Below are 15,525 nucleotides of genomic sequence, written 5' to 3'. Positions count from 1 at the left end.
GAGGCCCCTTCCATGCGATCCGCCGGACTTTTACGCGGCGTTCGGTGCCGGATCGGCGCCCACCGTGGGGCCGCCGGTGCCGCCCGAGCTGGGCGAGCGCGGCGTGAAGTCCTTGGGCGGGCGCGGCTCGCGGCCGGCCATGATGTCGTCGATCTGCTCGGCGTCGATGGTTTCCCACTCGAGCAGCGACCGCGCCATCACGTGCATCTTGTCGCTGTTGTCCTCGATGAGCTTGCGCGCCAGCGAGTACTGTTCGTCGATGATGCGGCGCACCTCGAGGTCGACCTTCTGCATGGTCTGCTCGGAGATGTTGGTCGTCTTCGTGACGGAACGGCCGAGGAAGACCTCGCCCTCGTTCTCGGCGTAGACCATCGGGCCCAGCGCGTCGGACATGCCGTAGCGCATGACCATGTCGCGCGCCAGGTGCGTCGCGCGCTCGAAGTCGTTCGAGGCGCCCGTCGTCATCTGGTTCATGAACACTTCTTCCGCGATGCGGCCGCCGAACAGCATGCTGATCTGGTTGAGCATGTACTCGCGGTCGTAGCTGTAGCGGTCCTTCTCCGGCAGCGACATGGTCACGCCCAGCGCGCGGCCGCGCGGGATGATCGTCACCTTGTGCACGGGGTCGCACTTGGGCAGCAGCTTGCCGATGATGGCGTGGCCGGACTCGTGGTACGCCGTGTTCCGGCGCTCCTCCTCCGGCATCACCATGGACTTGCGTTCCGGGCCCATGATGATCTTGTCCTTGGCCTTCTCGAAGTCCTGCATCTCCACCACGCGCGCATTGCGCCGGGCGGCCATCAGGGCGGCCTCGTTGCACAGGTTCGCGAGGTCGGCGCCGGACATGCCCGGGGTGCCGCGCGCGATGATCTCGGCCTTCACGTCCTGGCCGATCGGGATTTTGCGCATGTGGACGTTCAGGATCTGCTCGCGGCCGCGGATGTCGGGCAGCGTCACGTAGACCTGGCGGTCGAAGCGGCCCGGGCGCAGCAGCGCGGCATCCAGGATGTCCGGACGGTTGGTCGCGGCGACCACGATGACGCCCAGGTTGGTTTCGAAGCCGTCCATCTCGACCAGCATCTGGTTCAAGGTCTGCTCGCGTTCGTCGTTGCCGCCGCCGAGGCCCGCGCCGCGCTGGCGGCCGACCGCGTCGATTTCATCGATGAAGATGATGCAGGGCGCGTTCTTCTTGGCGTTCTCGAACATGTCGCGAACGCGGGCCGCGCCCACGCCGACGAACATCTCGACGAAGTCGGAACCGGAGATGGAGAAGAACGGCACCTTCGCCTCGCCGGCAATGCCCTTGGCCAGCAGCGTCTTGCCGGTGCCCGGGGGGCCGACCAGCAGCAGGCCGCGCGGGATGCGGCCGCCCAGCTTCTGGAATTTCTGCGGGTCTTTCAGGAAGTCGACGACTTCCTTGACTTCTTCCTTGGCTTCGTCGCACCCGGCGACGTCGGCGAAGGTGATCTGGTTGCTGCTCTCGTCCAGCATGCGCGCCTTGCTCTTGCCGAAGCTGAAGGCGCCGCCCTTGCCGCCTCCCTGCATCTGCCGCATGAAGTAGATCCAGACCCCGATGAGCAGGAGCATCGGCCCCCAACTCACCAGCAGCGTCATGAGAAGGGAGCCCTCTTCGCGCGGCTTGACGTCGAACTTCACGCCGTTGTTGATCAGGTCGCCCACCAGCCCGCGATCGAGGTAGGTGGCAGTGGTGCGCACCTTGCGGTCGTCGTTGGTGACGGCCACGATCTCGGTGCCGCCCTGGCCTTCCTGGATCACCGCGCTCTTGATCTGGTGATTGCGCACCTGCTCCAGGAAGTCCGAGTAGCCGACCATCGATGCGCCGGCGGCGCCACGCGTGTCGAACTGCTTGAACACGGTGAAAAGCACCAGTGCGATCACCAGCCAGACGGCGATCTTGGAAAACCACTGATTATTCAAAAGGAATCTCCGGGACAGTTTCGCCCATATGGCCCATCACCTGAGCCAATTGCTGCCCATTCTAGGGGTTTCAAGCTGGCGAACGATCTATTTTTGCTACGCGCTCCATAGGAGCGCACGCGCCGTTCGTGCAGGACAAGACCCCACTTATCGGGGCGGCTTGAGGCCGATGCCGACGAGGAAGGTTTCCGCCGACTTGTCGCGAGAGGCCTTGGGTTTGAGAGGCTTCACGATGCGGAATTGTTCCTTGAACATCTTCGCGAGTTGGCTGTAGCCGCTGCCGTGGAAGACCTTGCAGACCAGCGCCCCTTCCGGCTTCATGTGGAGGCGGGCGAATTCCACCGCCAGCTCCACCAGGTGCGCGATGCGGGCCGAGTCCGAGGACGCGACCCCGGACAGGTTGGGCGCCATGTCCGAGACCACCACGTCGGCCTTGCGGCCGGCCAGGGCGGCCTCGAGCTGCTGCGCGCCTTCGGGCTCGCGGAAGTCGCCCTGCAGGAAGGTGACGCCCTCGATCGGCTCCATCGGCAGGATGTCCAGCGCCAGAATCTGCCCGTCCAGCATGCCGACGGCGGCACCCTCGGGGGCGAGCCTGCGGCGCACGTACTGGCTCCAGGCGCCCGGCGCCGAACCCAGGTCCACCACCAGCTGCCCCGGCTTGATCAGGTGCAGGGTCTCGTCGATCTCCTTGAGCTTGTACGCCGCGCGGGCGCGATAGCCCTCCTTCTGGGCGAGCTTCACGTACGGGTCGTTGACGTGGTCGTTCAGCCAGGACTTGCTGACCTTCTTGCTTTGGGTGCGGACTTTCATCTGAAGTCGATAATAGACGGATGCCTGCAATTCAACTGAGCGTCGCCGAGCGCAAGGCGCACCGCGCCGAAGCCCACCACCTGGACCCGGTGGTGATGATCGGCAACGACGGCCTCACGCCCGCCGTCAAGAAGGAAACCGACGCCGCCCTCAACGCGCACGGCCTGATCAAGGTCCGCGTGCTTGGCGACGACCGCGAGCAGCGGGAAGCCATGTACCAGGAGCTGTGCGACACCCTCGGCGCCGCGCCCATCCAGCACATCGGCAAGCTGCTGGTCCTGTGGCGGCCCAAGCCGAAGAAGGCCAAGGCCGAAGACGAGGACCGCAAGCCGGGCCCGCGCGAATTCAAGGTCATCAAGAACTCCAGCCGCGGCGGCCAGAGGCCGGAGGTGAAGCGGGTGCGGGTGCTGGGCAACCAGCGGCTGACGACGGGCGGGATGGTGAAGAAGGCCAAGCCCAAGCAGAAGTCGGTGAAGAAGACGCGGGCGGATTGAAGCCTGCCGGTTGGTAGGCTGGCGGTGAGCCGCAGGCGAACCCCAGCTGGCTGCGCTCGCCCCATCCGCTGGGGTTCGCCTTCGCTCACCGCCAGCCTACGTTCGCCCTCGCTCACCGCCAGCCTACGTTCGCCTTCGCTCGCCGCCAGCCTACGTCTGTTCCCTCCACGCGGCGAGCTTCCACAGCACGACCAGCGCGCAAACCCACTGCAGCCCATAAGCAGCCGTGCCGGCCGCATGCCAGAACGCCAGGTTCTCCCGCGCGAGGATGCGCGGGGCGATCGCGAACTCCTGCAGCAGCGCGGCGAGCAGGCCCGCGAGCACGAACCCGGTGGCGCCACGGCCCCACGCGAGGGTCGCGCGGCCCTCGGCATCGCGTGCCGACAGCAACAGCACGACGCCGCAGCCCAGGCTCAGCCATGCCTGTCCGCTGAACAGGTGACCGGCGAGATTGCCGGCGACGGCAGGCGACGAGGCGTTCGCGAACAGCAGCGGCACCGCGAGAAAGCCGATCGCGCCCAGGCTGCCCCACCACAGGGCAGCCGCCAGCAGGGCCAGCCGCGCCTTCCAGCTCATGCCCGCACCGGCCCCTAGATGTAGTGGACCGCCACGATCTCGTAGCGCTTGGTGCCGCCGGGCGCCTGCACCACGGCGGTGTCGCCCTCTTCCTTGCCGATCAGCGCGCGGCCGATCGGGCTGGACACGTTGATCAGCCCCTGCTTCAGGTCGGCCTCGTCCTCGCCGACGATCTGGTAGCGCACCTTCTCGCCGCTGTCTTCCTCTTCCAGCTCCACGGTGCAGCCGAACACCACGCGGCCGCCGGCGTCCAGCGAGGACGGGTCGATGACCTGCGCCGCCGCCAGCTTGCCTTCCAGTTCGCGGATGCGTCCTTCGATGAAGCCCTGGCGGTCCTTGGCGGCGTCGTACTCCGCGTTCTCCGACAGGTCGCCCTGCGCGCGCGCTTCGGCAATGGCCTGGATCACGCCAGGGCGATCGACCGTCTTCAGCCGATGCAATTCGGCCTTCAGTTTTTCCGCGCCGCGGGTGGTGATGGGGATGGTGGCCATTCGGTTTTCTCCGAAACAAATGAAAACCGCCGGGCGTTGCCGCTCGGCGGTGGAATGGCCGTATTTTAGCGGGGAATCCTAGTCGCGCCCGGCTTCCTCGATCTTCTGCGCCAGCAGGGCCGGATTCGTGAAGCACAGCTCATGGCTGCCTTCGCACTCGACCAGCCGGAACAACCCGAGCCGCTCCGACAGGCGCGGATGCCACGGCATGCTGTGCGGCAGCGCGGTGTCCTGGCGGCAGTTGATGTAGCTCTTGCCCACCTGCAGCGCGGCCAGCTCCGTCGCCAGCTGCACGCGGTCCGTGAAGGTCCGGTACGGATGCGGGTTCAGCTGGGCGAAGGCGCGCTCGGCCAGTTCCGCGTCCGCGTCGTTGATGAAGGCTTCGCGCCAGATCGGGTACGGCAGGGTGACGGCCCCGTCGTTCGCCGCGGCGATCTGGTCGAACAGCCCGACGTAGACCGGAGGCACCATGTCGTTGAGGCACTGCCCGTTCAGGGGCACGAACGCGTTCCAGTAGACCAGGCGCCGCAAGCGCCCACCGAGCGCCTCCGCGGCCTGGCTGATGACCATGCCGCCGTAGCTGTGGCCCATGAGGCGCACGTCGGTGAGACCATGCGCGGTGATGAATTCGGTGAGCGAGCGTGCCGCGTCCGCGAGTCCTGTCTTGCTGCGGTCGTCGCCGGGACGGTTGCCGGCAAGCGTCGGGCAGTGCACGACGTGGCCGCGCTGGCGCAGGTGGGTGGCGACGGGCTCGAGCAATTCGCCCGTGTGCCACGCGCCGTGCACGAGAACATAGGTGTCCTTGGCCATGGGGTCTCCTCGGGTGGAGGGCACGACCGGACGCGTGCCCGCGTGCAGCATAGGCCCGCCGCAGGCCGGGCGCCAGAGGGTCAGCGAGGCAGCGGCGCGCCGGCCAGCGGATGGCCCGCCAGCCGCGTCAGGATCGCGAGCGGACTCGCCTGCACGTCGTACTGGCGCGCGACCGGCAGGTGGAAGGTCTGCTCGAGCATGTACTGGCCCGACATCGCCGCGTGCACGGTCTGGTCGGAGAAGCAGACCCAGGTGCTGCCCGTGGGGAACGGCATCGTCACCTGCTCGCAATCGCGCTGGTAGGCCTCGTCGGCCTTCATCCGGTCGTGCAGCTGCAGCATGAGGTGGTCGTACTCGCTGCGGAAACTCTTCGTGATCTTCAATGCCTGCAGCAGCTTCGCCTGCCACTGCACATAGGGCCGCGCCTGCGGCAGGTAGCGCCGGGCCACCGCCTCGAAGGGCTCGCCCACCCGCCACACCCGCGGCTCGCCGTGCGGGTTCACGTTGGTGAACACCCGCAGGATGCGCTCGCCGTAGTTGGGGCGCGTGGGAAACGCGTCGACGTGCAGGCGCCGGTCGTCGGCACGAACCGACTGCTTGCGCGTGGACACCTCTGTCGGCCGCAGGCTGGTGGGCGCGGCGCGCAGGTGCGCGTCGTAGGCAGGAAAGAGGCCGCGGCAAAGAGCCCGCGCCTGCACGCCGAAGCGCGCGATCAGCGCGGAGACCTGGGCCTGCACCTCCGGTCCGCCGGCGACGCCCTTGAGCCGCCCCTGCGCATCCAGGCTGATGTTGCGCACGCCTTCGGCCAGCAGGCTCGGCTGCAGCAGGGCCTGTTCCTCGCCCGACAGCGAGAACGCCAGCCGCGGGAAGTACAGCACCTCCCCCGCTTCCAGCGCGGCCGCCCATTCCGGCCGGTCGACCGCCGCAGACCAGTCCGCGAGCTCCATCGTGCGGATCGGGTTGTCCATGGTGGCCTTAAGCGGCGGCGAGCTGCGCGTGCATTTCCTGCACGGAGATCACGTCCAGGTCGTCCATGTACTTCAGGCCCTCCACCGCGGCTTCGGCGCCGGCGATGGTGGTGAAGGTCGTCACGCGCGCGAGCAGCGAGGAGGTGCGGATGGCGCGCGAATCGGCGATGGCGTTGCGGCGCTCCTCCACCGTGTTCACCACCATCACGATCTCGTTGTTCTTGATCATGTCGACCACGTGCGGGCGGCCCTCGGTCACCTTGTTCACCGTCTCGCAGGGAATGCCCGCGGCGTTGATGGCCGCGGACGTGCCCTTGGTCGCGATGATGGGGAAGCCCATCGCATGCAGCTGGCGCGCCACTTCCACGGCGCGCGGCTTGTCGCTGTTCTTCACGGTGAGGAAGACCTTGCCCGTGGGCTTGCCGTCCGCGTCGGTCGGCCGCGGCAGCCGGGTGCCCGCGCCCATCTGGCTCTTCACGAACGCCTCGCCGAAGGTCTTGCCCACGCCCATCACCTCGCCCGTGGACTTCATCTCGGGACCGAGGATGGTGTCCACGCCGGGGAACTTGACGAAGGGGAACACGGCTTCCTTCACGCTGAAGTAAGGCGGCGTCACTTCGTGCACGACGCCCTGCTGCTGCAGCGTCTGGCCCACCATGCAGCGTGCCGCCACCTTGGCCAGCTGGATGCCGGTCGCCTTGGACACGTACGGCACGGTGCGCGAGGCACGCGGGTTCACCTCCAGCACGAAGATGACGTCCTGGCCGTCCTTCTCCTGGATGGCGAACTGCACGTTCATCAGTCCGACCACGTTCAGCGCCTTGGCCATCGCGGCGGTCTGCCGCTTCAGCTCGTCGACGGTGGCCTGCGACAGCGAGTACGGCGGCAGCGAGCAGGCGGAGTCGCCCGAGTGGACGCCGGCCTGCTCGATGTGCTCCATCACGCCGCCGATGAACACGGCACCGGTGCCGTCGGCGATGCAGTCGACGTCGCACTCGATGGCGTCGTTGAGGAATCGGTCCAGCAGCACGGGCGAATCGTTGGACACCTTCACGGCCTCGCGCATGTAGCGCTCCAGGTCGCGCTGCTCGTGCACGATCTCCATGGCCCGGCCGCCCAGCACGTAGGAAGGACGCACCACCAGCGGATAGCCCAGTGCCTGCGCCTTCTCCAGCGCCTCGGGTTCGGTGCGCGCGGTGGCGTTGGGCGGCTGGCGCAGCTTCAACTGCACCAGCAGTTGCTGGAAGCGCTCGCGGTCTTCCGCGGCGTCGATCATGTCCGGCGAGGTGCCGATGATGGGCACGCCTTCCTTCTCCAGGCCCAGCGCCAGCTTCAGCGGCGTCTGGCCGCCGTACTGCACGATCACGCCGGTGGGCTTTTCCTTGTCGACGATCTCGAGCACGTCTTCCAGCGTCAGCGGCTCGAAGTACAGGCGGTCGGAGGTGTCGTAGTCGGTCGAGACCGTCTCGGGATTGCAGTTGACCATGATGGTCTCGTAGCCGTCCTCGCGCAGCGCCAGCGCCGCGTGCACGCAGCAGTAGTCGAACTCGATGCCCTGGCCGATGCGGTTGGGACCGCCGCCCAGCACGATGATCTTCTTCCTGTCGGTCGGCTCGGCTTCGCACTCGTCCTCGTAGGTCGAGTACATGTAGGCCGTGTTGGTCGCGAATTCGGCGGCGCAGGTGTCCACGCGCTTGTACACGGGGCGCACGTTCAGTGCCTTGCGGCGCTCGCGCACGGCCTTCTCCGTGGTCTTGAGCAGCTTGGCCAGGCGCCGGTCGGAGAAGCCCTTGCGCTTGAGCGCGCGCAGCGTGGGCGCGTCGATCGCTTCCAGCGCCGCGGCCCCCTTGCCTTCCACCAGCTTGTCCAGGTCGAGCTCGATCTTCACGATCTCCTCGATCTGCACCAGGAACCACGGATCGATCTTGGTGAGGTCGTGGACCTCCTGCACGCTCAGGCCCATGCCGAAGGCATCGCCGACGTACCAGATGCGCTCGGGACCGGGCTCGCCCAGTTCCTTTTCCAGCACCTCGCGGTCGGTGGTCTTCTGGTTGAGCCCGTCGACACCGACCTCCAGGCCGCGCAGCGCCTTCTGGAAGGACTCCTGGAAGGTGCGGCCCATGGCCATCACCTCACCCACGGACTTCATCTGCGTGGTGAGTCGGTCGTTCGCGTCCTTGAATTTCTCGAAGGCGAAGCGCGGGATCTTCGTGACGACGTAGTCGATCGACGGCTCGAACGATGCCGGCGTCGCGCCGCCCGTGATCTCGTTGCGCAGTTCGTCCAGCGTGTAGCCCACGGCGAGCTTGGCCGCGACCTTGGCGATCGGGAAGCCGGTGGCCTTGGAGGCGAGCGCCGAGGAGCGCGACACGCGCGGGTTCATCTCGATGACGATCATGCGACCGTCCTTCGGGTTGATCGAGAACTGCACGTTCGAGCCACCCGTGTCCACGCCGATCTCGCGCAGCACCGCGAGCGACGCGTCGCGCATGATCTGGTATTCCTTGTCCGTCAGCGTCTGCGCCGGCGCGACGGTGATCGAGTCGCCGGTGTGCACGCCCATCGGGTCGAGGTTCTCGATGGAGCAGACGATGATGCAGTTGTCCTTCTTGTCGCGGACCACTTCCATCTCGTACTCCTTCCACCCGAGCAGCGACTCCTCGATCAGCAGCTCGTTGGTCGGAGAAGCTTCCAGGCCCCGCTTGCAGATGGTCTCGAATTCTTCCGGGTTGTACGCGATGCCCCCACCGGTCCCGCCCAGCGTGAAGCTCGGGCGGATCACCGTCGGGAAGCCCACGCTCTTCTGCACGTCCCAGGCCTCGTCCATCGAGTGCGCGATGCCCGAGCGCGCGGAGCCCAGGCCGATGCGCGTCATCGCATCCTTGAACTTCAGCCGGTCCTCGGCCTTGTCGATCGCCTCGGGCGTGGCGCCGATCAGCTCGCACTTGTACTTGTGCAGCACGCCGTTGCGCCAGAGGTCCAGCGCGCAGTTCAGCGCGGTCTGCCCGCCCATGGTGGGCAGGATGGCGTCGGGCCGCTCCTTGGCGATGATCTTCTCCACCGTCTGCCAGGTGATCGGCTCGATGTAGGTGACGTCGGCCGTGGCCGGGTCCGTCATGATCGTCGCCGGGTTGGAGTTGATCAGGATGACCTTGTAGCCCTCCTCGCGCAGCGCCTTGCAGGCCTGCACGCCGGAGTAGTCGAACTCGCAGGCCTGGCCGATGATGATCGGGCCGGCGCCGATGATGAGGATGCTCTTGATGTCTTGACGCTTCGGCATGTCTTTACTTCTTGTTCTGGTCCATCAGCCCGGTGAACCGGTCGAAGAGATAGCCGATGTCGTGCGGACCCGGCGAGGCCTCGGGGTGGCCCTGGAAGCAGAACGCGGGCTTATCGGTGCGGGCGAGGCCTTGCAGCGTCCCGTCGAACAGCGACACATGCGTGGCGCGCAGGTTCTTCGGCAGCGTCCTCTCGTCCACCGCGAAGCCGTGGTTCTGGCTGGTGATGCTCACGCGGCCGGAGTCGAGGTCCTTCACCGGGTGGTTCGCGCCGTGGTGGCCGAACTTCATCTTGAAGGTCTTCGCGCCCGAGGCGAGCGCCATGATCTGGTGGCCCAGGCAGATGCCGAAGGTGGGGTAGCCCTCTTCGATCAGCTCGCGCGTGGCTTCGATCGCGTACTCGCAGGGCTCCGGGTCGCCGGGGCCGTTGGAGAGGAACACGCCGTCGGGCTGGAGCTTCTTCACTTCGGCCGCCGGCGTCTTCGCCGGCACGACAGTGACCTTGCAACCGCGCTCGGCGAGCATGCGCAGGATGTTCTGCTTCACGCCGTAGTCGAAGGCGACCACGTGGTACTTCGCGTTCTCCAGGTGGCCGTAGCCGGAGCCGAGTTGCCACTCGGTCTCTCCCCAGTCGTAGGGCTTGGTGACAGTCACTTCCTTCGCGAGGTCGAGGCCGGCCATCGACCTCTCGGCGCGCGCCTTCGCGACCGCCTGCTCCACCAGCGCGGGCGTGACGTCCTCGCCCTGCTTGAGGCCGAGGATGCAGCCGTTCTGCGCGCCCTTGGTGCGCAGCATGCGGGTGAGCTTGCGCGTGTCGATGTTCGCGATGGCGACGGTGTTCTCGCGCTGCAGGTATTGCTGCAGGCTCATGTCGGCGCGGAAGCTGGAGGCGATCAGCGGCAGGTCGCGGATGATCAGCCCGGCGGCGAACACCCTGGTGGCTTCGACGTCTTCGGCGTTGACGCCGTAGTTGCCGATGTGCGGATAGGTGAGCGTGACGATCTGGTGGGCGTAGCTCGGATCGGTCAGGATTTCCTGGTAGCCGGTGAGCGCCGTGTTGAACACGACTTCGCCGGTGGTGGTGCCGCTGGCACCGATCGAGTTGCCGATAAAGACCGTGCCGTCTGCGAGCGCCAGGATGGCGGGCGGGAAGGATCCCTGAAGCGACGAAAGCACTGGGTTCTCCGGATAGGACGGTACGCCCAGAAACGCGACCAAGAGCGGACTCTCGATGTTGCTTTTGTCGGGGGAGTGGCTGCTTGCGCTTCGGGCGTACTGGTTGGGGGAAAGCCGCTCATTATAGCCCGAGGAGGGGTTTTCCCTCAGGGCCGTGAGGCTTCAGCGCGCCTGCGCCGCTGCGCTCGCGTGCAGGCAGATCGCCGCCGCCGCGCCGACGTTCAGGGACTCTTCGCCTCCGGGCTGCACGATGCGCACGAACTGCGCCGCGCGATCCACGAGCGCGGCGCTGACCCCCTGCCCTTCGTGGCCCAGGACCCAGGCGCAGGGCCAGGGCAGCATGGCGCGGTGCAGGAACTCGCCCTGGTGCGAACTGGTGGCCAGCAGCGGAACCTTGAGCGCGTCGAGCTGCGCCGCTTCCAGCGACTCGAGCAGGTGCAGGCCGAAATGCGCGCCCATGCCGGCGCGCAGCACCTTGGGGCTCCAGAGGGCAGCCGTCCCCTTCATCGCGAGCACCTGGCGGAACCCGAAGGCGCCCGCGCTGCGCAGGATGGTGCCGACGTTGCCCGCATCCTGCAGGCCGTCGAGGATCACGGTGGGCGCATCCGCCTGCAGTTGCGGCGCGGCAGGCAGCGGCAGCACGAAGCCCATGCGGCCGGGCGACTCCAGCGCGCTGATGCTGTCGAAAAGCGCATCGTCGATCACCACCACCTTGCCGCCGGTGTCCAGCCACTGGTGGCCCACGCGGTCGAACCAGGACGACTGGAACACCGCATGGCTGGGCCGTTGGCCGCGCTGCAGCGCGGCGCGGCACAGATGGTCGCCCTCCAGCCAGATCCGGCCCTGCCGGCGGTAGGCGTGGCTGTCCTGCGCCAGCTTGCGCAGGTCCTTCAGCAGCGCGTTGTCGCGCGACGTGACGTAACTGGCCGCGTCCGTCACTGGACCTGCACGGAAACCGCGATGCGCTGTTCGGCCGCGAACTGCGCCGCCACCGGGGCGAAGTGCTTGCGGTGGTGGACGCAGGGCCCGTGCACGCGCAACGCCTCCAGGTGCTCCGGCGTGCTGTAGCCCTTGTGCGCGGCAAAGCCGTACTGCGGGAACACCTCGTGCAGTTCGACCAGCATGCGGTCGCGCGTGACCTTGGCGATGATGGACGCGGCCGAGATGGACTTCACCTTGGCGTCGCCATCGACGATCGCTTCGGACAGGACGTCCAGCTTGGGCAGGCGGTTGCCGTCCACGAGCACCTTCACCGGCTTGAGGCGCAGGCCTTCGACCGCGCGCTTCATCGCCAGCATCGTCGCGTGGAAGATGTTCAGTTCGTCGATCTCCGCCACGCTGGCCATGCCGACCGAGCAGCACAAGGCCTTCTCGCGGATCTTGTCGTACAGCTTGTCGCGCTGCAGGGGCGTGAGCACCTTGGAGTCCGCCAGGCCGAGGATGCGCTTCTGGTCGTCGAGGATCACCGCTGCCGCGACCACGGGCCCCGCGAGCGGGCCGCGGCCGGCTTCGTCCACCCCGGCCCACAGGCCCATGGGCTCGGGAAAGACCAGCGGGACCTGCCGCGGCTTGGCCGCCCTGGTCCGGATCGTGGTGGTCCGGATGCGCTGCTGCGGCTCAGCTGGCGAGGACTTGTTGGATGGCATCGGTGGCGAGTCGGGCAGTGTCGCGCTTCAGGAGCTGGTGCAGGTCGCGGAATCGCTGCTGCACGGAGAGCATTCTGTCAGGGCTGTCCAGCCATTCCGTGAGCGCCCCGCAGAGCAAGTCGGGTTTTGCGTTGGCCTGCAGCAACTCGGGCACGATGAATTCACCGCACAGGATGTTCGGCAGGCCCACCCAGGGCTGCAGGTGGCGCGGCTTCATCAGCGCGTAAGTCACCCAGTGCGTGTGATAGGAGATGACCATGGGGCGCTTGAACAGCGCCGCTTCCAGCGTGGCCGTGCCGCTGGCCACCAGGGTCACGTCGCAGGCCGCGAGCGCCGCGTGCGACTGGGCCGTGACGATGTTCAGGTGGCGCGGCGACGGGCCCGAGCGGGCGAGCTGGCTGATGCGCGACTGCAGCGCCGGCATGGCGGGCAACACGAACCAGGCGTTCGGGCGCGACTTCTGCAGCAGGGCCGCGGCGGCCAGGAAGCGCGGCGTCATCGCCTCGATCTCGGAGGCTCGGCTTCCGGGCAGCAGCGCGATCACCTCGCCCTCCATCGGCACGCCCAGCAGGCGGCGCGCGGCCGCCCGGTCGGCGTCCATCGGGATCACGTTGGCGAGCGGGTGACCGACATAGGTGGCCGCCACGCCGTGCTTGGCCAGCAACTCGGGCTCGAAGGGGAAGATGCACAGCACGTGGTCGCAGGCGCGCTGCAGCTTGTGCACGCGGTTCATCCGCCAGGCCCAGATCGAGGGACACACGAAATGCACGGTCTTGATGCCGCCGCGGCGCAGGTCTTCCTCCAGCCCGAGGTTGAAGTCCGGCGCATCCACGCCGATGAAGACGTCCGGCCGCTCCTGCTGCAGGCGCTCGCGCAGGCGGTTGCGGATCCCCACGATCTCGCGGTAGTGCCGCAGCACCTCGGCGTAGCCGCGCACAGCGAGCTTCTCGTAAGGCCACCAGGGTTCGAACCCGTGGCGCATCATCTGCTCGCCACCGATGCCGAAGGACTGCAGCTGCGGCCAGCGCTGGCGCATGCCTTCCAGGAACAGCCCGCCCAGCAGGTCGCCCGAAGCTTCGCCCGCGACCAGCGCGGCGCGCGGCGTGCCGGTCATGCCGTCAGCGCGCGATGCCGCGGGTGGAGGCGGCGAGGAAGCGCTCCATCAGCGCGACGTCCTCGGCGGCCTCGGGCGTGGATTGCGCCAGCGCAGCGATGGCGCTGCGCGCGTCTTCCAGCGTGCGGCCTTCGCGGTACAGCAGCTTGTGCATCTGCTTCACCGCGGCGATGCGCGCTGCGCTGAAGTCGCGCCGGCGCAGGCCGACCACGTTGACGCCGCGCACCGCCAGCGGATTGCCGTCCACCAGCATGAAGGGCGGGACGTCCTGCGACACGGCGCTCTGGAAGCCCACCATCGCATGCGCGCCGATCTTCACGAACTGGTGGATGCCCGCCAGCCCGCCGATGGTCACGCAGTCGCCCAGCTCCACGTGGCCGCCCAGCGTGCTGTTGTTGGCGAGGGTCGTGCCGTTGCCCACCACGCAGTCGTGCGCGATGTGGCTGTACGCCATGATCCAGTTGTCGTTGCCGATGCGCGTGACCGCCTTGTCCTGCACCGTGCCGACGTGCAGCGTCACGAACTCGCGCATGGTGTTGCGGTCGCCGATCACCAGCTCGGTGGGCTCGCCCTGGTACTTCTTGTCCTGGTTCGCCGCGCCGATCGAGCCGAACTGGAAGATGCGGTTGTCGCGCCCGATGGTGGTGTGCCCTTCGATCACGACGTGCGCGGCGACCGTGGTGCCGGCGCCGATCTTCACGTGCGGGCCGATGACGGTGTAGGGACCGACCTGGACGGTCGCGTCCAGCTGCGCCTGGGGATCGACGAGCGCGGTGGGATGGATGTTCGCCATGTCCGCCGGTGGCTCAGGCGACCGTGCGCATGGTGCACATCAGCTCGGCCTCGCAGGCGATCTCCTCGCCCACGCGCGCCGTGCCCTTGAACTTGTAGATGCCGGCCTTGTGCCGCAGGATCTCCACGTCCATGACCAGCTGGTCGCCGGGTTCCACGGGGCGCTTGAAGCGGGCGCCGTCGATGCCCGCGAAGTAGATGACCGAGTTGGTGTCGGCGGCCTTGGCGGCGTCCGAGAAGGCCAGCAGCCCGGCGGTCTGCGCCATCGCCTCGAGGATCAGCACGCCCGGCATCACCGGGCGATGGGGGAAGTGGCCGACGAAGAAGGGCTCGTTGATCGTGACGTTCTTCAAGGCCCGGATGGACTTGCCCGGCTCGACGCCCAGCACCCGGTCCACCAGCAGGAACGGGTAGCGGTGCGGCAGTTTCTTGAGGATCTGGTGGATGTCCATGGAGGCGTTCAGAGTTTCTTTTCCAGCGCCTTGATGCGCTCGCGCAGCGTGTGCAGCTGGCGCAGCGTCGCGGCGTTCTTTTCCCAGCTCGCATTGTCGTCGATGGGAAAGATGGCGGTGTACAGGCCCGGCTTGCTGATGGACTTCGATACGAAGGTGCCGCCGGAGATGTGCACCCGGTCGCCGATGGTGATGTGGCCGAGGATCATCGCGGCGCCGCCGATCATGCAGTGCGCGCCGATGGTGGCGCTGCCGGCCACCCCCGTGCAGCCGGAGATCACGGTGTGCCTGCCCACGCGGCAGTTGTGGCCGATCTGCACGAGGTTGTCGATCTTCACGCCGTCCTCGATGACCGTGTCGGCCAGCGCGCCGCGGTCGATGCAGGAGTTGGCGCCGATCTCCACGTCGTCGCCGATGCGCACCGCGCCCAGCTGCTCGATCTTCACCATGCCCTCGGCGGTGGGCGCGAAGCCGAAGCCGTCGGCGCCGATCACCACGCCGGGGTGCAGGATGCAGCGCGCGCCGATGCTGCAATCCTCCGCGACGTGCACGCGCGCCTTCAGCACCGTGCCGGCGCCGATGCGCGCGCCGCGTTCGACGACGCAGTGCGGGCCGATGGCGACGCCCTCGCCCAGCACCGCCTCGGGATCGATGACGGCGCTCGGGTGGATCCCCCCGGGCGCGGGACGGCCCTGCGTGCGCTTCCACAGCTGCGTGACACGCGCGAAGTAGGCGTAGGGGTCCTCGGCCACGATGCAGGCGCCGCGAGCCACGGCGGCGTCGCGCACGGCGGGCCCGACGATCACGCAGGCGGCGCGCGAAGCGGCGAGCTGGGGACGGTACCTGGGGTTGCTGAGGAAGGCGAGCTGGCCGGGTCCGGCGGACTCCAGCGGGGCGAGGCCTTCGATGGCCACCGCGGGATCGCCGTGCAGTTCGCCCGGGATGGCGGCGACGATCTCGCCGAGGGTCAGGGCCACGGG

Annotated in this window: 15 protein-coding genes; 1 reads left to right on the top strand and 14 read right to left on the bottom strand. The window is 67.8% G+C overall.

What is annotated here, in order from left to right; genetic code table 11:
* Window positions 1-30: 30 nt before the first annotated feature.
* Both ftsH and JJB11_RS10365 read right to left on the bottom strand, forming a co-directional pair.
* Window positions 31-1,938: an ATP-dependent zinc metalloprotease FtsH gene (gene ftsH, locus JJB11_RS10370; RefSeq protein ID WP_201169920.1), complete on the bottom strand. Its 1,908-nt coding sequence runs from the start codon at window positions 1,936-1,938 to the stop codon at window positions 31-33.
* Window positions 1,939-2,085: 147 nt separating this feature from the next.
* Window positions 2,086-2,748 carry an RlmE family RNA methyltransferase gene (locus tag JJB11_RS10365; RefSeq protein ID WP_201169908.1) on the bottom strand — a complete coding sequence of 221 codons (663 nt, stop codon included), beginning with the start codon at window positions 2,746-2,748 and terminating at the stop codon, window positions 2,086-2,088.
* A 20-nt stretch (window positions 2,749-2,768) separates the two neighbouring features.
* Between JJB11_RS10365 and JJB11_RS10360 the strand changes: the two genes are divergently transcribed.
* Window positions 2,769-3,242 carry a YhbY family RNA-binding protein gene (locus JJB11_RS10360; RefSeq protein WP_201169905.1) on the top strand — a complete coding sequence of 158 codons (474 nt, stop codon included), beginning with the start codon at window positions 2,769-2,771 and terminating at the stop codon, window positions 3,240-3,242.
* Window positions 3,243-3,392: 150 nt separating this feature from the next.
* Here the strand turns inward: JJB11_RS10360 and JJB11_RS10355 are convergent, their stop codons facing one another.
* From JJB11_RS10355 to lpxD, 12 genes are all read right to left on the bottom strand, one after another.
* Entirely contained in the window at window positions 3,393-3,818 is a 426-nt protein-coding gene (locus JJB11_RS10355) for a DUF4149 domain-containing protein (protein ID WP_201169902.1), read from the bottom strand.
* 14 nt (window positions 3,819-3,832) lie between these two features.
* Complete coding sequence (gene greA / locus JJB11_RS10350) at window positions 3,833-4,309, bottom strand: transcription elongation factor GreA (RefSeq protein ID WP_201169899.1); 477 nt, start codon at window positions 4,307-4,309, stop codon at window positions 3,833-3,835.
* A gap of 78 nt (window positions 4,310-4,387) precedes the next feature.
* Complete coding sequence (locus JJB11_RS10345; protein WP_201169895.1) at window positions 4,388-5,119, bottom strand: alpha/beta fold hydrolase; 732 nt, start codon at window positions 5,117-5,119, stop codon at window positions 4,388-4,390.
* 80 nt (window positions 5,120-5,199) lie between these two features.
* On the bottom strand, window positions 5,200-6,087 hold the full coding sequence (gene kdoO / locus JJB11_RS10340) for a Kdo hydroxylase KdoO (RefSeq protein ID WP_201169892.1): 888 nt from the start codon (window positions 6,085-6,087) through the stop codon (window positions 5,200-5,202).
* A 7-nt stretch (window positions 6,088-6,094) separates the two neighbouring features.
* Window positions 6,095-9,367: a carbamoyl-phosphate synthase large subunit gene (gene carB / locus JJB11_RS10335; protein WP_201169888.1), complete on the bottom strand. Its 3,273-nt coding sequence runs from the start codon at window positions 9,365-9,367 to the stop codon at window positions 6,095-6,097.
* A 4-nt stretch (window positions 9,368-9,371) separates the two neighbouring features.
* Window positions 9,372-10,541, bottom strand: a complete 1,170-nt coding sequence (gene carA, locus JJB11_RS10330; protein WP_201169873.1) for a glutamine-hydrolyzing carbamoyl-phosphate synthase small subunit — start codon at window positions 10,539-10,541, stop codon at window positions 9,372-9,374.
* 162 nt (window positions 10,542-10,703) lie between these two features.
* On the bottom strand, window positions 10,704-11,480 hold the full coding sequence (locus JJB11_RS10325) for a TrmH family RNA methyltransferase (protein WP_201169858.1): 777 nt from the start codon (window positions 11,478-11,480) through the stop codon (window positions 10,704-10,706).
* Complete coding sequence (rnhB, locus tag JJB11_RS10320; RefSeq protein WP_242528920.1) at window positions 11,477-12,076, bottom strand: ribonuclease HII; 600 nt, start codon at window positions 12,074-12,076, stop codon at window positions 11,477-11,479. Before rnhB ends, JJB11_RS10325 begins: the two co-directional genes overlap by 4 nt.
* An 82-nt stretch (window positions 12,077-12,158) precedes the next feature.
* Window positions 12,159-13,301 carry a lipid-A-disaccharide synthase gene (gene lpxB, locus JJB11_RS10315; protein ID WP_201169853.1) on the bottom strand — a complete coding sequence of 381 codons (1,143 nt, stop codon included), beginning with the start codon at window positions 13,299-13,301 and terminating at the stop codon, window positions 12,159-12,161.
* 4 nt (window positions 13,302-13,305) lie between these two features.
* Entirely contained in the window at window positions 13,306-14,094 is a 789-nt protein-coding gene (gene lpxA / locus JJB11_RS10310; RefSeq protein ID WP_201169848.1) for an acyl-ACP--UDP-N-acetylglucosamine O-acyltransferase, read from the bottom strand.
* 13 nt (window positions 14,095-14,107) lie between these two features.
* A complete protein-coding gene (gene fabZ, locus JJB11_RS10305) occupies window positions 14,108-14,545 on the bottom strand; it encodes a 3-hydroxyacyl-ACP dehydratase FabZ (RefSeq protein ID WP_201169833.1) in 438 nt (145 codons plus the stop codon).
* 8 nt (window positions 14,546-14,553) lie between these two features.
* Window positions 14,554-15,522: a UDP-3-O-(3-hydroxymyristoyl)glucosamine N-acyltransferase gene (gene lpxD / locus JJB11_RS10300; RefSeq protein WP_201169822.1), complete on the bottom strand. Its 969-nt coding sequence runs from the start codon at window positions 15,520-15,522 to the stop codon at window positions 14,554-14,556.
* Window positions 15,523-15,525 lie beyond the last annotated feature (3 nt).

This window comes from Ramlibacter ginsenosidimutans (assembly GCF_016654015.1).
Classification (GTDB): Bacteria; Pseudomonadota; Gammaproteobacteria; order Burkholderiales; family Burkholderiaceae_C; genus Ramlibacter; species Ramlibacter ginsenosidimutans.
This window is presented reverse-complemented; position numbering and strand designations above follow the sequence as displayed.

Excerpts from the sequence above, each read along its gene's own strand:
- JJB11_RS10365 (WP_201169908.1), bottom strand. The coding sequence starts at position 2,748 with ATGAAAGTCCGCACCCAAAGCAAGAAGGTCAGCAAGTCCTGGCTGAAC.
- JJB11_RS10360 (WP_201169905.1), top strand. The coding sequence starts at position 2,769 with ATGCCTGCAATTCAACTGAGCGTCGCCGAGCGCAAGGCGCACCGCGCC.
- JJB11_RS10355 (WP_201169902.1), bottom strand. The coding sequence starts at position 3,818 with ATGAGCTGGAAGGCGCGGCTGGCCCTGCTGGCGGCTGCCCTGTGGTGG.
- greA (WP_201169899.1), bottom strand. The coding sequence starts at position 4,309 with ATGGCCACCATCCCCATCACCACCCGCGGCGCGGAAAAACTGAAGGCC.
- JJB11_RS10345 (WP_201169895.1), bottom strand. The coding sequence starts at position 5,119 with ATGGCCAAGGACACCTATGTTCTCGTGCACGGCGCGTGGCACACGGGC.
- kdoO (WP_201169892.1), bottom strand. The coding sequence starts at position 6,087 with ATGGACAACCCGATCCGCACGATGGAGCTCGCGGACTGGTCTGCGGCG.
- carB (WP_201169888.1), bottom strand. The coding sequence starts at position 9,367 with ATGCCGAAGCGTCAAGACATCAAGAGCATCCTCATCATCGGCGCCGGC.
- rnhB (WP_242528920.1), bottom strand. The coding sequence starts at position 12,076 with ATGGGCCTGTGGGCCGGGGTGGACGAAGCCGGCCGCGGCCCGCTCGCG.
- lpxB (WP_201169853.1), bottom strand. The coding sequence starts at position 13,301 with ATGACCGGCACGCCGCGCGCCGCGCTGGTCGCGGGCGAAGCTTCGGGC.
- lpxA (WP_201169848.1), bottom strand. The coding sequence starts at position 14,094 with ATGGCGAACATCCATCCCACCGCGCTCGTCGATCCCCAGGCGCAGCTG.
- fabZ (WP_201169833.1), bottom strand. The coding sequence starts at position 14,545 with ATGGACATCCACCAGATCCTCAAGAAACTGCCGCACCGCTACCCGTTC.